The following is a 17233-nucleotide window of genomic DNA, read 5'->3' on the forward strand; positions in this document are numbered from 1 at the left end:
GCAACGTAAAAAACACGGGGTGCCCTAATGCATTTGAGAAGCGAGTACACCGCTTATGCCAAAAAGCATTCTGATTGTGTAAGACGATGATTTACTGCGAGACCTCACCGCCGAGAGCCTCTCGTCACCCTAGCCGTAAACATAGTGGCCTGTGCAAATGCTGACGAGGCGCTGGATCGTCTGTCTCACTATGAAACGCACACCTTGGTGGCCACCGATATCCACATGCCTGGACGCCTGGACGGCACCGCGCTGGCTCAGGAAATCTGGCGCAGGTGGCCCACGCTACCGGTGATCCTGACGTCGGGCGATGTGGTCATTGATCCTTCCCAGCTTCCTGCTCATTTTATGTTCATGCCAAAACCGTGGGGAGTTTCAGACCTCATCGCGATGATCGATAAGGTAGTGACGCTACCGCGCCGAGGCACCTGGTAACGCTTTTGCAACCAGGCAGTTACCAGAATCGGTCATGAGACACCTGATTGAATCTTTCCCATGACTGCGATGTCGTAGTGATATCGCACGTCACCATGCCGCTAGGGCGGATCAAGGATGGATGGTTTTTCGGACGTGCGCATCTCGCGAGCTCCCTGATGAATGATTTACCTGCTGTTGCAGCACCCAGCGCTGCATTACCTGCCGCTGTCTTGCTGATTGAAGACGAACCAGCCCTGCGGGATCTGATCACGTTCATGCTGGAAGACCTTGGCGCCACGGTAACCGCAGTGGCTACTGCCGATGAAGGAATCGCTTTGCTTGATCAACAGCCGCCATGGGCCGTAGTCATGACAGATGTACGCACACCCGGGCGTGCTTCGGGACTCCAGCTCGCTGCCCTGGCTCGTCCTAAACTCCCGAGGGCAGGCATCATCGTCACCAGTGGTTATCATTCGGCTATAAATGACTCACTGCCTCACGGAGTCAGCTTTTTACCCAAGCCCTGGACGGTGGAAGCGCTATTAGCGCTGGTGGTGCCTCACCTTAAACAGCGCACAACCCCCAGGATCCGAGGCTGGCCATTTCACCGTGATCACTTGCCCGGCCGTGGGTCACTCAATGATCACTGACGCTTCGGCTGACCGTTTAGGTGCGGCTTTTAGCGGGACGAATGCCGGTAGTGAAGCTGCTACGGGCTGATCTCGATAGAGCGGCATCCATTTGCGGATGACGCTGGCATTGATGCCGTGGCTGATGGCGACACTGGACACCTTCTCGCCAAGTTGCAGGCATTCCTGAACGACCTGAGCTTAGAGTGGTTCGGATAAGAGCCTCGTTGGCGCATGGAAATCCTGGCGATAAGGGAGATTGCGTCCGCAAAAAAAATACGCGGACACCATCGCCCTTAAAGCGGGAGTTCGGTAGGTGAGTTCGCCGCACCCTTAACTCAGCCTGCCATGACCAAGCATGTGAATCAGCAGACAGTGAGTAAGTTGGAGCTGGCTAAGAGCTCCGTTTCCCTTGAAACCAGCTATAAGCTCGCTGCTGGGCTTGAGATTGAAGCCGTCACCCTCGTAGCCCTGACCATTGCTTCTCACGACCGTCGCACGGCTCGAGAAATTCTTCTTACTTCGCTAGCTGAGATTGAGGGCCTGGATCTAGCTGACGCCTCTCTCCCCACCGAGCCAGAACGGCTGACTCCCATGAACATCTCAGGAGCAAGGGAAAAGCTGGAGGCAGTCCAAAAGCTAAAAGCAAAAGGACTCACTCAGATTGAGGCCGCAAGGCAGCTGGGGATGCCGGAGTCGACGTTGCGTCGGTTTTGGCATCATGTCTCGGACGACTGACTTCCAACGTCGTGCAGGGCTAGTCACTGTCCTTGTCGTCTGACACCGCATCTTCACGTCCTTTTCACATGCGGTGTGGGAACGTTAGCTATCCCTACGTGTGATAGAAGCTCCCTTGCCCGCCCCCAGCGGGCTTTCTTTTGCCCAGGATTCGATGAGACCTCGCCCCAGCCATTCCGGCTGCCCTCCTAGAACGTCCCCAAAGTAGCGGCAGACAGCCTCGCCCACTCGATCCACCAGCTCCGAATATGACTCCGCCCTGAAGGTCGTGTAACCGCAAGGTAGGTACCTTCCGATGGCGATGGAGACATCATGCTGTTTCCACCCCGTATGCCCAAAAACCTCAAAAACAGTGACCTCTCCGAACGTTGAATAGGCGGTATGGCCTTCTGAAAATGTGACGGCTGCATGGAATGAACAACGGAGTCAGCAAACGAGGTACTGGATAAAAAGAGGTGGTGAGTGATGAAGTCGAGCAATTGTCGCCAAGGGCCCCTTGCGGGCCTGAAGGTCTTAGAGTTCAAGGGAATTGGGCCAGGCCCACATTGTGCGATGCTACTTTCCGACATGGGTGCCGAAGTGCTCAGCATCGAGAAAGAATTCGGCAATGGCTGGGACAATCCGGTGGTCGACCGGGGGCGAAGGCGAATCAGCATCGATATCAGGAGCAGTGCTGGCAAGGAGAAGTGCCTCGAGCTCTTTCAGAAAGCAGACGTAGTAATCGAGGGGTTCAGGCCCGGAGTGATGGAACGCCTCGGCCTGGGGCCGAAGGAAGCACACGCAGCTAACCCACGACTGATCTACGGACGTGTCACAGGCTGGGGCCAAACAGGGCCGCTAGCCAAAAGCGCCGGTCACGACATTAACTACATTGCTCTCACCGGCGCGCTTGCAGCCATGGGTGATCCCTCCGAATGCCCACGCCCTCCCCTTAACCTAGTTGGCGATTTCGGAGGCGGATCGATGTACCTGGCGTTCGGTATTGTGAGTGCACTCTGGGAAAGGGAGAAATCAGGCCTGGGTCAGGTGATTGACGCGGCAATGATTGATGGCGTGTCCTCAATGATGAGCTTTTTCACAGGCTTGATCCCGAGTAAAAAAATCAGTTTGGCTAGGGGCCAAAACGTTTTGTCAGGAAGCGCGCCAAACTATCGTTGCTACCGTTGCGCCGATGGGCAGATGATCGCTGTAGGCGCACTGGAACCTCAGTTCTTGAGAGTGTTGCTTCAGGCAATCGGCGCTTCGGTACAGCTGATTGACCCGGAGTCAGACTCAAGCAGCTGGATGCAAAAGTCCGAACGCCTGGCCGAGCTCTTTGCAACTCGTACACGAGAAGAGTGGTGCTCATTGCTTGAAGGGACTGACGCCTGCTTCGCTCCTGTGCTGTCGTTCGCTGAGGCGGTAGAGCATCCTCATATCCGAGACAGAAATATCTACCAGGAACGAGATGGCGTTCTCCATGTAGCTCCCGCACCTCGTTTTTCACGAACCCCTGGTGCAATTCAAACGGGAGAGAGCGAACCCTTCGACTGGGAGTGAGTGGGAAGGAAGAGCCGACTCGGCAGAGCCGGCCCACTTCGCTACTTTAGAAGTTGAAGGTGTAACGCATGATCAATCGATTTTCATTAGCGCTATCGGCGTAGGTCGAACGGTTCGTGGAGTTACGCCATTGGAACGAAACCCCCTTTGCCGGCCCACTCTGAATGACATATGAAATGTCAGTGACCCGTTCCCATTCTTTCCCCTCCTCCCCGTTGAGGCGGAGGGAAGCTGCTTGGCGACTTGTCAGCAGATCAGGATCAACATCATCACCTTTCATGTACCTGGTGGTAAACAGCAAGCCAGGCACACCCAAAGCAGCGAAGTCAAAGTCATACCTCGCGAACCAGACGCGCTCGTTGGGGGCAGTGAATGTGCTGACCAACGATTCGCCGAACAGGTAGGTATCTGTGCCGTTTACAAACGCAAATGGCGTGTCGCCCCAAGCCTTCTGGTAACCGCCCCCGATGGTGTGCCCCTTGATGCTATAGGCGAAGTAGCTACTCAGCGTTCGGTTATCCACTTCACCCAGTTTTTTGGAGCCGGTCTCGCTGGCATCGAAGAGGCGAACATCCGCGATTACATTGCCCTCCAAAAACGGCTGAATGACTTTGATTCCGCCGAAGTAGGATTTGTAGAGGTCTTCAAGCTCGGCGGCGTGCAGGCTGAATGTCATGTCCTTCGCAGGTTTGAAGTCAAATGCTAGGTAGTTGTAGTGATCAGCCTCGACCGGGGCGTAGCCAAACGCTGTGAGTGATTCGAAGTCGGTGGAATTACGCTGTTTCACAGCGTTGACCCTTGTAGCCGTTACCGTCAATTTATCAATGTCGTTGACGGTCAGAGAACCGCCGCGAAAAATCTGAGGCAGTAGGCGACTATTGTTGCTCCAGAGGAGAGGCATCAGAGGATTCACCCCTCCTATCCTCAACTCAGTCTTGCCTACCCTCGCTTTAGCGGTGGCCACAAATTTTCCGTACTCGTCTTCCACATTTCTGTCGGAATCGTAGGCAAGCAGCCCAGACCCCGTTCTGTCAGGGCTAGAGTCAAGCTTAACCCCCAACAAGCCCATGGCATCGATACCAAAACCCACTGGCCCTTCTGTGAATCCAGACTGCAGGTTCAGAATAAAGCCTTGTGCCCACTCATCGCGCTTGGACTGTGCGGCCCCATCATTGCGAAAATCACGATTGTAATAGAAATTTCGAAGCTCGAGACTGCCTTTGAAGTCTTCGACGAACGCAGCAGAAGCATAAGGCGCGACCAACAGTGCAGCAGAACACACTAACGACTTTTTAAAAACAATAGACATCACAGGCACCTTGTTCTTGTTGTGTGCTTGAGCATGGGCCGCACATCAGCGACCCATGTAAATGCCGACCCTGGGTAGGATCAAACCCCTGCTGACGGATTAACCATTAGACGTCAATCTAGTGATTGCATCTCGACTTCCGGCCAACTCTCGAAGAATGAACTTCTGAACCTTGCCAGTCGCAGTTTTTGGAAGCTCTTGGAAAATCACTCGACGAGGACACTTAAATCGCGCTAGTCGCTCCTGACAGAACTCAATAATTGCACGCTCCGACGGTTGGACATGACCTGGCTTTAATTCAATGAACGCACATGGCACCTCACCCCAGGTATCATCAGGCTGTGCAACAACTGAGGCATACAGCACCGAAGGATGGTGATAAATTATTTCTTCCACTTCGATGGATGAAATATTCTCACCCCCAGAAATGATTACATCCTTGCAACGGTCAGTGATCTGGATGTAACCATTCTCATGGACGACTGCAATATCCCCAGTGTGCAGCCAACCACCCTTGAACGCTGCCTGAGTAGCCGCCTCGTTCTTGAGATAGCCCATCATCATCGTATTGCCACGCAACAGCACCTCACCTGGAGTATGACCGTCGTGCGGCACCGGCTCCAAGGTGTCTGGATCAGCCACCATCAAGGCTTCGAAAGCAGCTGCCCTGGCGCCCTGTTTGACCCGAAGCGAAGCTTGTTCCGATTGTGGCAGGTCGCTCCAATTGTCTTGCCAGACGCAACTGATAGGCGTACCAGAAACCTCGGTGATGCCATAGACGTGATCTACGTCGAAGCCGAGGGACACAACCGCGTCGAGGATTGCAGCAGGCGGCGGTGATCCTGCGGTTAGAACCTTCACAGGCCGCGTCAGCGGCTCTGCATCGGTTGCATTCGCGATCATGGCCATCACAATAGGTGCCGCACAGAAGTGATCGACATTGTGATTACGAATGGCGTCAAACACCCTTTCAGCCGACACCTTTCTCATGCATACGTGAGTACCCGCTGCGGCAGTAATCGCCCAGGTAAAGCACCATCCATTTGCATGGAACATTGGCAGCGTCCAGAGATAAACTGGATTTCTTGTAAGCGGCCAGTTCGTCATCTGCAGAATGCTCATCAGATACGTTCCGCGATGGCTAGCTACAACACCTTTCGGATCACCAGTCGTTCCGGAGGTGTAGTTCAGCGAAATAGGTTCCCATTCGGACTCGGGCCACTTACCCGGATATTGGATATCACCCGACGACAGCAGACCCTCATAGTCAGTAATGCCGATTGGGAAACCAGGGCCTGCCAAATGGTCATTGATATCAATGACCATGGGAGCCCGTTCCAGCATGCTCAAGGCCTTTTTAGTGACCTCTGCATATTCGCGGTCGACGAGGAGCAGCTTGCACTCACCATGACGAAGAATAAAAGCCAGGCCATCTGCATCCAGGCGGTAATTCAGCGGATTCAAGACAGCGCCTGCTAGTGGAACACCGAAGTGAGCCTCTAACATAGCAGGAGTGTTAGGGGAAATGATCGAAACAGTGTCACCACGCCCGATCCCTAAGTTAGCCAAAGCGGATGCCAGGCGATAGCAGCGATCTCGAGTTTCAAGCCATGTCCTATGCAGCTCACCATGTACAACAGCAGTTCTGTTTGGATGAACGAGTGCCGCTCGTTCCAAAAAACCCAGAGGTGTTAGCGGGACATGGTTTGCAGGGCCACGGTCTAGCCCCTTGTCATAGGCATTGTATTTCATTCGCTGAACCTCTTTTTTATTCTGAGTGAAAGGTAGTGAATGCGCGCACTGGTTCACGGCCAGTAACTAAAGTGTTCTCGATACTGTCATCGTCCGCATAACCCAGGCTCATCCCACAGACGAGCATTTGGCTATCGGGTATTCCCAGCATTTCAGAGATGATGCTGTGATATTTGAGGAATGCTGCTTGGGGACAGGTGTGCAATCCCCTTCCCCGGGCCGCGATCATGATGTTCTGCAGAAACATTCCGTAGTCCAGCAGACTTCCTTCCTGGAGTACGCGGTCGATTGTGAAGAACAGGCCAACCGGCGCCCCGAAGAAACGATAATTCCGGCCATGCTGCTCATGCATTCTTTGCTTGTCGCTTCGACTGATCCCCAGCAGGCTATAGAGCCCCCAACCCACTTCCCTTCGTCGCTCAATGTAGGGGGACGTCCACTCCCTCGGGTAATACTCATAGGGATCAGAAAAACTCTGGTCATCATCCGGACGGTCATCAACCTCGGTGAGTGCAGCGGACAACCGAGCCTTCATCTCACCTGTAACAACATGCACTCTCCAGGGCTGCATGTTGACTCCCGTTGCGCTATAGCGAGCCACGTTGAGAATCGCTTCAATTTCCTCTCGAGGTACGGGAGTAGTAAGGAACGACCTTATGCTCCGACGTGAGACAATTGCCCAGTCGATCAAGCGAGCCGTCTCGTCCGAACCTACCGGTGACTTGCGCAAGCGATCAGTAAGCATTTTTGAACCTGTCTCTCAGATTTACGGTTAGGTCAGATCGTGCGAAACAGTGGCCTTCTTCCTCACCACAGCGGAGTCCGCGCGAGATTGGTTGATCATGGTCACAGCAACGGCACCAATCAGGCCGGCAAGACCGATGGCCATGAAGTTCTGCTCCAGGGGCAGGGCCATCGATACGAGGGCACCAATCAAAACAGGCGCGACAATCGCCCCGATGCGACCGACGCCCGACGCAAAACCGACCCCAGTGGAGCGGATGGTGGAGGGATAGAAATCTCCGGCGTATGCATAGGCCAGGAGCTGGGTACCGAGCGTCGAGGCACCCACGATGAACACTACGACGAAGAGCAGTTCAGTAGAGCGCGTATAACCCAGCAGCGTGAGTGCAACAGCCCCCACTACGTAGAACACCACCAAGACGTGCTTGATGCTGAACTTGTCGCTGAGCCAGCCACCGAAAATGGCACCGAAGATCGAACCGAGATTGAACACGATGACAAAATTCAGGGCGGAGCCGAGGCTGAAGCCCGCCATGGCCATCAGCTTGGTGAGCCATGAGTTGAGCGCGTACACCATGAAAAGTCCGGTCATGAATGCCAACCAAATCATGACGGTGCTGTACCCACGCCCTTCCTGGAAAAGGCTTCGTACAGGCTTGTCTTGGGCAGAGATAATTTGAGGGTTGCCGACGAGCTGAGTGTCGTCCTTGATCATAAGGTCAGGACGGAGACGACGGACAATGACTTTCAACTCGTCTTGCCGGCCTTGCTTCAACATGAAGCCGATGGAGTCGGGCATGGTCTTCAGTATGAAGGGAATCAAAACTACTGGCAGGGCCGCCACGTAGAACACGTATTGCCAGCCGTAGCTTTCGATCAGTTGTTTACCCGTGAGCGCTACCAAAATTCCGCCCACCGAATAGCCCGCGAAAACGATGGTCACCAGGCGGGTGCGAACTTTCAGTGGAGAGAACTCCCCCATCTGCGCCGTGCAGATAGGGAGCACGCCGCCGATCCCCAGGCCGGCGATGAAGCGCATGATACTGAAGGTGAGCGGGTTGTCAGTGAGACCTGCCGCAGCGGTGAATACGCTGAAGAGAGCTACACAGATTGCAATCATCTTTGGCCGACCGATTCGATCTGCCAGAGTGCCCAGGAAAATTGCCCCGAGCATTGTGCCAAACAGCGCTGAGCCAGCCATAACACCAGCACTGGTAGCGTCAATTTGCATGTCAGCCATGATTGCTGGCAGAGCGGCGCCAACCACCGCCAAGTCGTAACCATCAATTATAAGAATTAACACGCACCAAAAAAGAATCAATCCATGAAAGCGATTGAACTTTGACTCTCCGGCCACCGTGTACATATTCAAAGAACTCATACCGTGTCTCCTTCAATCTTATTTTTGTCTTTTGAAGTCCACATACGTATAGCGATTCAGCACAACTCGACCACACGTACAAGTACGCGTGATTCCGATTGTTAGTCGGGGGAGTTGTGAGTCGCCCGCACTGGGAGGCGCCTGAGAAAAATCGTAGGCCTAACGGCAATTACCAACCATGCCCAATGGCATCGTTCTGTTTGACCGGAACGGGCATTTTTGGAAACGAGCTGGCTTCACACTGCGGATAAAATGATCAGCCCGAACACAGAGGGCTAGGCACCTCGAGGCCTACGCAAGGAGCGCCTGTAGGCACCAGGGGTGATGCCCGTCCATTTCTTGAATGCCCGGTGAAAGGCACTGGTCTCAATGAAGCCGACCTCTGAGGCAACATCATCGACCGTCATACCTGCCTGGCAAAGCAGGCTGATGGAAATATCCCGTCTCAGATTGTCTTTCAGCCGTTGATAGGTGAAGCCTTCAGCATAGAGCCTTCGCTGTAGGGTGGAGCTGGACATGTTCAGCTCGCGGGCGAGTTCATCGAGCTCAGGCCAACTATACGGAGAGAGAAGCTTCAGCCGCCTCCGGATCAGAATGCTTGTGCTGTCATCGTTTCGGTACTTCACCAGGAAATTGGTTGGCGTCCCCTTCAAAAATGCAGGAAGAGAACCGAGGGTTTGGCAAACCTTGTACTCCAGAAAGCTCTTCTCAAAAACAGCGGAGGTTCTGTCTGCGCTCCACTGGATCTCCTCACAAAAGCGCATTCGATAGTCGCTATCGTCTTCCGGCTGAGGAGGCCGCATCGTCAGCTTCAGGACAGGGATACGCCTATCGCACAACCAACAGAGTAGGCCGTGCACGAGTACCAACCAGGCCCCATAGCAAAACGCCCTTCGCAGCTCACCGTGGTCATGGATAACTATCGCAACATTTTCCCCATCGCATTCCACCGTCCCGTAGATGTCATCAAGGGCTGTCCTGAGGAACGCCAAGATTCGCTTGAGCGCCTGTCCAATGGTTTCGCACCCCAAGGCCAGCTGAGCCATCAGCTTGAAGCTTCCTCTTCTTAGAGGATGGCTATCGGCCGCGAAGAACTCATCGTCGAGTAAGTCAGCCAACGCAATCCACAATCGGGAGAACGTACCGGCAGGCACCCTGGCGTAATTCTGAGCTAGCAAGAGAGGATCTATGTGCGCGTGGCTGAGCAAGGTAGCCACATCCAGGCCACGCTGTTCTGCTCCCTGAAGTGCGTCCCGCACGAGGCTGATAGACGTGGTGCCTTTGTGTGCAGAAAACTCCATCTGGGGCTCCGTCGCTAACTCAATACCGGGATGGCCTAGCAAAGCAGGCAATCCCATAGAAGATCACCGTACCAATATCACTATGCCAGATGTCAACGCCTACCCACTTTTTATTGCAACAAGTTTTGGAGTTCTGCCCTTAGAAGTCACAGCAACTGAGGTAAGCGGGCATTGCTTCATTCTCCACCATACCTCCAGGATGTTCAGCCCACCTGTTGAAGGCCCTTTTCATGAGTGCCAGCGTTATGTTCTGGGAGCATTTTTCAGTCGGACAAGAGTGGACTCACCATCGAGGTGAAGCCTTGGGTGAGGACGAAATCATCGCCTTCGCAAAGCAGTATGATCCGCTCTACATTCACACTGACCCGGTACGAGCGCTTTCCGGCCCCCTTGGGATACATTGTGCAAGCGGCGTACATACCTTCGCTATTGCTCAGCGAATGCTTTGTGATGCGCTCTTCTCCATGACGCATATCGTGGCTGGTCACCGCATCGATAGCTTCATCATGCATCGGCCAGTGAGGCCGAGAGATATGCTCAGCCTGACGGTAGAGGTGATGAATGCAATGCCGCACGCTCGCCGAGACGACTGCGGCTGGGTCACGTTCGCGATCACAGTGCTAGCAGCTGGTACAGGTAGGGTGTTGACCTATGACCTCATCGTGCTGATTGGACGAGCACGTTGGAAAAGGCAACCGAATCGCTAAGCAGAAGCCAAGCAGGTCGATTGCCTAAAGCGGGAGCAACGCTCCGCACTCCCCGCTCGTGGATGGCCAATGCGGCTCTCATCCTAGGAGAAGATTCTAAGCCGAAGGCCTTGGCCACGGTGGGTGTCAATCTTCAAAGCGCATCCCATTGCTGCAAGCACACGCCGTAGGTAGCTCAGTTGAACCTGGAGCACTTTCGTGCCGGGATCAAAATGGTAGCCCCATACATTCAGGAAAATGGTTTGACGGCTGACCACCTGATCCGCGTGTCGAACCAGCAACTCCAATATCCTGAATGATTTGGCCTTCACAGGAATCCGCCGCAGACCGCAAACGACCTCGCGACTTGAAGTATCCAAGGCAAGATCGCCGAAGCCGCACTTGTCTTCCGACACGGATGGTATCTGCATTTCGAATGGCCTGAGCGGCTGCAGAGAAGCCCTGCAGCCTGGGTCAGATGTTACTTAGCAGCGCCTGGCAGAGCGTAGGCGATGATGTAGTCACAACGGTTTTCATTGGAGCCCGTGCGAGTGGCACCGCCAACGGTTACAACAATGTACTGCTTGCCGTCACGACCAACATACGACATGGGAGCACCTTGACCACCCACCGGCAGTCGACCACGCCACAGTTTTTCACCCGTGTCGTTATCCAAGGCACGGATGTAGTAATCCAGGGAGCCATGGAAGAAGGTCAGACCGCCTTTGGTGACCAGCGGGCCACCCATAGTGGGCATACCCAATGGAATGTCTACGCCTGGAACGATCCCATGAACTGGGGCGTCCTGGATTGTACCCATAGGCACTTGCCACTTGGTTTCACCAGAGGTCAGGTCGATTGCCGTCATGGTGCCGAATGGTGGCTTGAAGCACGGGACGCCCAAGTGGGAGACGAACATCAAACGCTCTACGCCTCATGGAGTACCGAGCTGTTCGGAAAATTCGCCCTCGGTAGTTGGTACCAACCTATCCCAATGTGGGGCGTGTCGTCCCTGGAGCAAGGCTGGGAGATCGTTGAGCGTGCCGGGGCCCCTAACGGCGGCCTTGTGCTCGATACGCTCCATTTCGTTCGCAGTGAATCCAAGCTCGAGACTCTGGCAAAGATTCCTGGCAGCGCGATTCACTGCGTGCAGATCTGCGATGGCATCCATCCGTTGAAATCCGGCGTGAACGAACAGGAGCAGTGAACGCCCGAGAGGTTGTCGCCAACGTAATTGGAAGACTTCTATTGCAGCGCGCCCGTGCAGAGGTGTTCAGGACGAAACCATTGATAACCATCCTCGACGAAGCTCATAACTTTCTAGGCAAAACGGTCGGAAGTGAAGATGACCTACAGAACCTGGACGCCTTCGAGCTCATTGCCAAAGAGGGCCGTAAATATGGTCTCAACATTTGCCTAGCTACCCAGCGGCCCCGAGACATAACCGAGGGCGTGCTTAGTCAAATGGGTACCCTACTCGTCCACAGATTGACCAATGATCGAGATCGTGAGGTAGTGGAAAGGGCTTGCGGTGAAATTGATCGCTCAGCTGCTGCATTCTTACCCAAACTGAAGCAAGGGGAAGTAGCTATGGTAGGAGTAGATTTCCCAATCCCAGTAACGATTCAGATTGGCCGGCCAGCTCAACCGCCTATCTCTGACGGCCCTAGCTTCCAAGATACTTGGGCAAAGGCCAGAGACTAACTCAGCCTTCTGACACGCTTCTATTGAAGCAGCGCGCTAGAATAACGATCAATAGACAGGAGGTCATGCTCAAAAAATCGGGGCTAATCCTGGTCATCTTGCTCATCTTGCTCGGACTTGAGTCGCCGGCATCTTTGCTGCCAAAAACGCCGCAGTCCATAGCTGATCGGCCAGCCATTCAGCTCAGCCTCGATGAATCATTTCTTATCGCCTGACGCGCTGTGCTGCCCAATGAGACCGTAAGCCTGATTTTTCAAGATTTCATCACCCTCATCCTCAAACATCACGCCGATCCAACGCGTGCGCTGCATGGTTGATTTTTGGACGAAAAAACAGTTCTCGCAGAGGTGGAGTTCGTACTCCTCGCCGCAATGTGAAGAGCCCTCTCCCCAAGACGCATGCATCGTCCCGAACTGCAGCTCGCCGGCGGCAACGCGTGTTGAATCGCCGCACATGTCGCAGATGATATCTGTGACTAAACCTGGATCGGTTTCGCTAGTGACTTTCATCTGCTATCCCCCTCGCCGCTGTCAGGTGGTGAATTACCAAATCAAAATCTCAGCTGGCGGTGCTAGTGCTGAGCCTTTGAGCCCCCTCTCGCGCCATCTGCCGCCCAATCGCAGATGACGTATGTGCTGTTTAGGGTGCGCGCTACCACGTAGCCCTGGATCTCTTCATACGTGACGATGTTGGAGGTGCGAATGGGATCACCATCATCAAAACGCCGCTCACGGTCACCAAAAACCACTCCTCTTAAGAAGAGCTCATGCGGCCCATATTCAACCGAAGACAGGTACGCCGTGATTTCCAAATCGAAGTCGATGTGCATCGCCTTGGCAACCGTGCTGGGCATGGCTGATGGCGAGACATCGACAATTTTGGACGTGGAAAGCGGCGCTCGCCGTTTGATCATTTTTCTCTCCTGCTTATGACAATCTCTGAACACTCCTCACGAGATGTCACCCAAAAGGCCTACCAGTAACAGGCGATTGAGCACGCGTATGTTAGCCTTTGCGCAGGTTCAATCTGCGGAGCGCCCTACTTGAGCAATCCTGTTCCTGGCTACTACGAAACTCTTCTCACCGCCCCAGTGTTCTCCGACGACCCGATTGGCGTTCGTCAGAACCAGCGATGGCAACTCATCGTTGATGACATCCACCTCAGCAGCACTGAAGCTGACCTGCGTGAAGCCCGCGGCAAAGCTGAAGGCTACATCCAGGGATTAGTGGATGCGGGACATCTCACAACCGACCGACTTCGAGATTTCAAAATCCTCAGCAGCGTTCATCGGAGGCGCATAGTCTTAAGAAGCACTTGAACTGCTCCTCGATTCAATGCTTCAGCGCACGGAGGCGCCTGGCTACCATAATCAAGCAGCTGGCAAATCTGGTTTGTCAGCAGCTGCAATAAGTGCCCTCAAACTTCTCCTCCCCAAGTCTCCCTTGAACGAAGCCAGCACATAGTTGCCGCTGTTCGTGAACACCACCCAAAACCTTCCAAACTTTCGCAGTTCGTAGATCGGCGCGGTCTGCAAAATGTGCCCATTCGCATGCTGCTCGTAGGGCCCTGGATCGTTGTGGCCAAAGACGATTCCTGCGGCGCACTCTGACGAGTTGAACACATCGCTCAGGTAGGCAGTGATCGGCACAGGGTACTGCTGAGCCATGGCACGAGCGATCCGCTTGAGCTGGAAATCCGAGAACTCTTTCACGTGGTACTCGATGACGACTTCGTCTGACATGGTTGTTCTGCTCCTACTTCTGACCCTGGTGCTGGATGCTCGAGCAACACCCACGGCAGATTAAATCTCGATGGTGAAATCCGGCGAGAAGCCTGTGCGCTCGCCTGGATAGCCTCGCGGGTTCGATACAAGTCGGCAGCCGGAAATGACCGTGTCGACCGCGTGATGCGTGTGACCAAAAACCCAAACATCAGCCTGAGCGACCAGGTCATGCCACTGGTTGAAGTACGCCGCGCCAAGATGGCCTTCATGACCATCGCCGGCGACATCCTGGATGGGGCAATGATGGGTAATCACCACGGTCTTGCCGTCGAAATCCTTGGCCAGCTCTGTCGCTAGGAACTCTCGAGTGGCAATGTTCCGAGCGATGAGATCCACGGGCCGAAGCTTGCTGTACCCCTCCCCGATCCGGATCCTCTTGAAGTCGGTCATCCACTCCGCACTCACCCTCATCGCAGCCTTGTAATCGCCCGTGGCGGTGTAATCCGTCCAGGCTGTGGCGACCAGGAAGCGCGTTTTACCGATGATGAGGCTCTGGTTATCCAAGATGTGCACGTGCTCAGCAGCCGGCTCACGCATTTTGGTGAGCGTCCGGTCGATGTGCCCCTTGTAGAACTCATGATTCCCGCAGACGTAGATCACAGGGCATTCGAAGGTGTCGTTCGCCCACGCTACTCCCCGACCACGCACAGAGATGTCGCCGGCTAGGATGACCAAATCAGCATCTGTGGCTGGAGGTTGGAAGTCGATGAACTCCAGGTGGAGATCTGAGTAGACCGTGATTCTCATCGTATCGCCTGGTCTCCGTATCGGCAGGCTAATCGCTCATCCAGTGCCTCCAACGGAGTGGAGGCCTGGCTACTAGCAATTACTTGAACGCTTTACTGAACCGCTGAGAAAGCTCAGCAATGCCGATCGGCGCCCACCCCTCTGGGTCGTTGCTCTTCCGGATGAAGTTGATCGCAAAACCAACCATGACTAGACCGGCGATGATGCCTTCCCAAAACGCCCAGACGAAGGTGGTCGGCACCAGGTAATCCGGGTTCTCGCTACCCGTAACCAGGTAGATAAAATACGGGGAGGCGAAGCAGCCGATGATGAAGGTCAAAATCATCACAGGAATCGCAGACACCAAGATGAGGATCGGCACCTTGATCTGATACTCACGGGCTGCCACCAGCGTGCCGTTCTCGCCCTTCATGGCGTAGATGACGGCCTTGTTCTCCATCTTGTCCTTCTTCTTGGTGAAGATGCCGTATAGGGTCACTCGCTGCCCCTTGTCGAGCTCCTCATAGATCTTCCCTGGCAGCAGCACCTTGGGAAGCACCTGCCCATCGATGACCATGTAGGCCGTTACCGTGCCCTGCTCCGTGCTCGAGACATGGAGGGTTTCGATCACCCCAGTGACCTGCCTGCAATCAAACTTGAACAAAATCTGCTCCTGCAATTTTTACAGCGCGCAAGCATCCCCACCGCCTCGAAAGCAGCGTGTATCGATTTGCTGGATTAGCTACGCAATAAACGAATAGACAGCATTGCCTTTTGGAATTGTCTCGTTACTCATCGCCCAGGCCTAGCTGGGGTTCAAAACTTGAAGGACAGGAAGGCTGTTATTCGCAAACTAATGGATAAACTTATCGGTCACTACAATTTACGGCCCTCGGCGGGTTTGCGATTTTTGCCAAAATATCAAACGTACCGCCCCTCTATCCCACGGCTAACGCATCCGTTAAACCAGTGTGCTATGGTCGGTCGCTCGAATAAATACGTCCATCATTGGTGACGAATTCGTAAACCGGGCGAGCCCCTGTATCCCCCAATATCCTGATTTCAGAGAGGAGTTCCATAACGTACGATCCGTGTTGATTTTTTTCGGGAGGCGTGATCAGGTGAATCTTACTTACGCTCAGGAAATTGCCCAGCTCGGCGCTACGCATTTTTTGTACGGTCGGAACGTCGGTGACATAGTGCGCTACTGGCCCTATGCAGCCGTCCTCGATACCCATACCCTCGAGCAAAAATAAGTACTCGCACCGGCTGATATCAACAGTTCTCCAGAGCATTCGGGCCCCATCCGGGGCGTTAAACTGCCCCTGCAGCTCGTTCCTACTGGTTACAAACACTTTTCCATCCCCATCATGCCCCGCCCGCTTGAGCCCCTGCTGGCCGCGGCACGGATGCCATCGGCCGAAGTCGCCCTGATAATACCCAAATACATACGCATTAGGCAATGGCGTGGGTTTGGCTGATGTGGCTGTATTCTCGATTTTGGGGATGCAATCAATGCTCACGCGGGAAACCCTGGCGGCTGTGATCCGCGCGATAAGGCTAGTGAAAGGGCTTACCCGGGAAGATCTCAATGGGTGTGTGGGCAGCACGAACCTCCACAAGCTCGAGAACGGCACTGGAGGTATCACAGTAGACACATTGCAGCGTCTAAGCACAGGCCTTGGCGTCGCTCCCACGACGCTGCTGGTGCTAGCATCAAGCCACCCTGGCCCTAGTTCTACTGAAACTGAAATCGAAAAAATTCGCGAGGAACTGGTGAAGCTGGATTCCCTTGGAATCTCTACAGCTGTAACTCAGCAATTTGAAGCAGGGAAATTGATCCCTCACCTGCGAGGCAGAAAGGCAAACAATCATCTTTTGGAAAAAATATTGGCACTTAAGTCTCAAGGAAAAACACAAAAGGAAGTCATCGAGATTTTGGGCGCACCTCAAAGCACCGTGAACAGATTATGGAGAAAATAGAAGCAAGCCCACTTAATCTTCATTGTAGAGAAGAATTATAGCTGCAAATCGCTGTGTTAATAATGGACTCCAAAGCCCTGGTGGAAATACGGTATGGGTCACAAATCTGCCGAAGGATCCTTCCATCCCAATTATAGAGCGCGCGCAGCAATGGTTCTGCGTAGCGCTCGGACATGTAGGATCGAGCATAACCACTCGGCCCGGCAAAAAATGAATTTTCAGTGACATTTTTTTGATTATTCATATAACCCCACTTGGAAACTGGAGGTAACATACATTCAAAATTATTAATTGTTTTATCTTTGCCCCGCCTCAACCTCGATTTCTTGAGTCGCATTATAGCGCGATTATAAAGATGAATGTCGGGCGGGCCGACACAAGCAGCCCATCCTAAAACCGTTAATAACGAAGAGTCTATCACAAAGCATATGGTCGTAGTTGAACTGGCATAGCCGTCAGCTGACAGAACTGTGAAGCTTGGCCTCAGATACACTGGAAAAATATACTTATACATTTCTGATCAAATCCATTAGCGACAGGT

21 protein-coding genes and 1 pseudogene are annotated in these 17233 nt (G+C 53.7%); 8 read left to right on the top strand and 14 right to left on the bottom strand.

Going from position 1 to position 17233, the window contains the following annotated elements; all coding sequences use genetic code 11:
• The first annotated feature begins 144 nt into the window (after nt 1-144).
• Together ABI582_RS19195 and ABI582_RS19200 are read left to right on the top strand one after the other, a co-directional pair.
• Entirely contained in the window at nt 145-435 is a 291-nt protein-coding gene (locus ABI582_RS19195; protein ID WP_442119951.1) for a response regulator, read from the top strand.
• A 158-nt stretch (nt 436-593) separates the two neighbouring features.
• Entirely contained in the window at nt 594-1067 is a 474-nt protein-coding gene (locus ABI582_RS19200) for a response regulator (protein ID WP_442119952.1), read from the top strand.
• Here the strand turns inward: ABI582_RS19200 and ABI582_RS19205 are convergent.
• Nucleotides 1050-1232 (bottom strand): annotated as a pseudogene (locus ABI582_RS19205) (hypothetical protein); the annotation flags it as partial. The gene ABI582_RS19200 and the pseudogene ABI582_RS19205 sit on opposite strands and share 18 nt — an antisense overlap.
• A gap of 162 nt (nt 1233-1394) precedes the next feature.
• Here ABI582_RS19205 and ABI582_RS19210 point away from each other — a divergent pair.
• Together ABI582_RS19210 and ABI582_RS19215 are read left to right on the top strand one after the other, a co-directional pair.
• Nucleotides 1395-1784: a helix-turn-helix domain-containing protein gene (locus tag ABI582_RS19210; RefSeq protein WP_442119953.1), complete on the top strand. Its 390-nt coding sequence runs from the start codon at nt 1395-1397 to the stop codon at nt 1782-1784.
• Between the two features lie 462 nt (nt 1785-2246).
• A complete protein-coding gene (locus ABI582_RS19215; RefSeq protein ID WP_442119954.1) occupies nt 2247-3323 on the top strand; it encodes a CaiB/BaiF CoA transferase family protein in 1077 nt (358 codons plus the stop codon).
• Between the two features lie 46 nt (nt 3324-3369).
• Here the strand turns inward: ABI582_RS19215 and ABI582_RS19220 are convergent, their stop codons facing one another.
• The 5 genes from ABI582_RS19220 to ABI582_RS19240 all read right to left on the bottom strand — a co-directional run bounded on the left by ABI582_RS19220 (nt 3370) and on the right by ABI582_RS19240 (nt 9810).
• Entirely contained in the window at nt 3370-4632 is a 1263-nt protein-coding gene (locus ABI582_RS19220) for an OprD family porin (protein ID WP_442119955.1), read from the bottom strand.
• 99 nt (nt 4633-4731) lie between these two features.
• The gene (locus ABI582_RS19225) at nt 4732-6384 is read right to left on the bottom strand and encodes an AMP-binding protein (RefSeq protein WP_442119956.1); all 1653 of its coding nucleotides are present in this window, start codon (nt 6382-6384) and stop codon (nt 4732-4734) included.
• Nucleotides 6385-6400: 16 nt separating this feature from the next.
• A complete protein-coding gene (locus ABI582_RS19230; RefSeq protein ID WP_442119957.1) occupies nt 6401-7129 on the bottom strand; it encodes a nitroreductase in 729 nt (242 codons plus the stop codon).
• Between the two features lie 27 nt (nt 7130-7156).
• Nucleotides 7157-8509, bottom strand: coding sequence for an MFS transporter (locus ABI582_RS19235; protein ID WP_442119958.1), 1353 nt, complete (start codon nt 8507-8509; stop codon nt 7157-7159).
• A 275-nt stretch (nt 8510-8784) separates the two neighbouring features.
• A complete protein-coding gene (locus tag ABI582_RS19240) occupies nt 8785-9810 on the bottom strand; it encodes an AraC family transcriptional regulator (protein WP_442119959.1) in 1026 nt (341 codons plus the stop codon).
• Between the two features lie 230 nt (nt 9811-10040).
• Between ABI582_RS19240 and ABI582_RS19245 the strand changes: the two genes are divergently transcribed.
• Nucleotides 10041-10517, top strand: coding sequence for a MaoC/PaaZ C-terminal domain-containing protein (locus ABI582_RS19245; protein WP_442119960.1), 477 nt, complete (start codon nt 10041-10043; stop codon nt 10515-10517).
• An 83-nt stretch (nt 10518-10600) separates the two neighbouring features.
• Here the strand turns inward: ABI582_RS19245 and ABI582_RS19250 are convergent, their stop codons facing one another.
• Both ABI582_RS19250 and ABI582_RS19255 read right to left on the bottom strand, forming a co-directional pair.
• Entirely contained in the window at nt 10601-10927 is a 327-nt protein-coding gene (locus tag ABI582_RS19250; protein WP_442119961.1) for a winged helix-turn-helix domain-containing protein, read from the bottom strand.
• Between the two features lie 50 nt (nt 10928-10977).
• A complete protein-coding gene (locus ABI582_RS19255) occupies nt 10978-11415 on the bottom strand; it encodes a hypothetical protein (RefSeq protein WP_442119962.1) in 438 nt (145 codons plus the stop codon).
• Here ABI582_RS19255 and ABI582_RS19260 point away from each other — a divergent pair.
• On the top strand, nt 11401-11703 hold the full coding sequence (locus ABI582_RS19260; RefSeq protein WP_442119963.1) for a TIM barrel protein: 303 nt from the start codon (nt 11401-11403) through the stop codon (nt 11701-11703). The two genes, ABI582_RS19255 and ABI582_RS19260, sit on opposite strands and share 15 nt — an antisense overlap.
• Nucleotides 11704-12397: 694 nt before the next feature.
• On the opposite strand, the gene ABI582_RS19265 is transcribed toward ABI582_RS19260, so the two are convergent.
• Nucleotides 12398-12709, bottom strand: a complete 312-nt coding sequence (locus ABI582_RS19265) for a hypothetical protein (protein WP_442119964.1) — start codon at nt 12707-12709, stop codon at nt 12398-12400.
• Between the two features lie 62 nt (nt 12710-12771).
• Nucleotides 12772-13113 (bottom strand): hypothetical protein, encoded by a 342-nt coding sequence (locus tag ABI582_RS19270; RefSeq protein WP_442119965.1) that lies wholly within the window; start codon nt 13111-13113, stop codon nt 12772-12774.
• A gap of 129 nt (nt 13114-13242) precedes the next feature.
• On the opposite strand from ABI582_RS19270, the gene ABI582_RS19275 reads away from it, so the two are divergent.
• Nucleotides 13243-13518 (top strand): hypothetical protein, encoded by a 276-nt coding sequence (locus tag ABI582_RS19275; RefSeq protein ID WP_442119966.1) that lies wholly within the window; start codon nt 13243-13245, stop codon nt 13516-13518.
• Between the two features lie 51 nt (nt 13519-13569).
• Here ABI582_RS19275 and ABI582_RS19280 read toward each other — a convergent pair whose 3' ends face one another.
• The 4 genes from ABI582_RS19280 to ABI582_RS19295 form a co-directional block, all read right to left on the bottom strand.
• Entirely contained in the window at nt 13570-13941 is a 372-nt protein-coding gene (locus tag ABI582_RS19280; protein ID WP_442119967.1) for a hypothetical protein, read from the bottom strand.
• A gap of 60 nt (nt 13942-14001) precedes the next feature.
• Nucleotides 14002-14730 carry a metallophosphoesterase family protein gene (locus ABI582_RS19285; protein ID WP_442119968.1) on the bottom strand — a complete coding sequence of 243 codons (729 nt, stop codon included), beginning with the start codon at nt 14728-14730 and terminating at the stop codon, nt 14002-14004.
• A gap of 79 nt (nt 14731-14809) precedes the next feature.
• Nucleotides 14810-15373 (bottom strand): hypothetical protein, encoded by a 564-nt coding sequence (locus ABI582_RS19290; protein ID WP_435422030.1) that lies wholly within the window; start codon nt 15371-15373, stop codon nt 14810-14812.
• Between the two features lie 310 nt (nt 15374-15683).
• Complete coding sequence (locus ABI582_RS19295; protein WP_442119969.1) at nt 15684-16232, bottom strand: hypothetical protein; 549 nt, start codon at nt 16230-16232, stop codon at nt 15684-15686.
• Here ABI582_RS19295 and ABI582_RS19300 point away from each other — a divergent pair.
• Nucleotides 16225-16692 (top strand): hypothetical protein, encoded by a 468-nt coding sequence (locus ABI582_RS19300; RefSeq protein ID WP_442119970.1) that lies wholly within the window; start codon nt 16225-16227, stop codon nt 16690-16692. The genes ABI582_RS19295 and ABI582_RS19300 overlap by 8 nt on opposite strands.
• Nucleotides 16693-17233: the final 541 nt, after the last annotated feature.

The organism is Pseudomonas sp. SAS7, from assembly GCF_052112345.1.
Taxonomy (GTDB): domain Bacteria; phylum Pseudomonadota; class Gammaproteobacteria; order Pseudomonadales; family Pseudomonadaceae; genus Aquipseudomonas; species Aquipseudomonas putida_Q.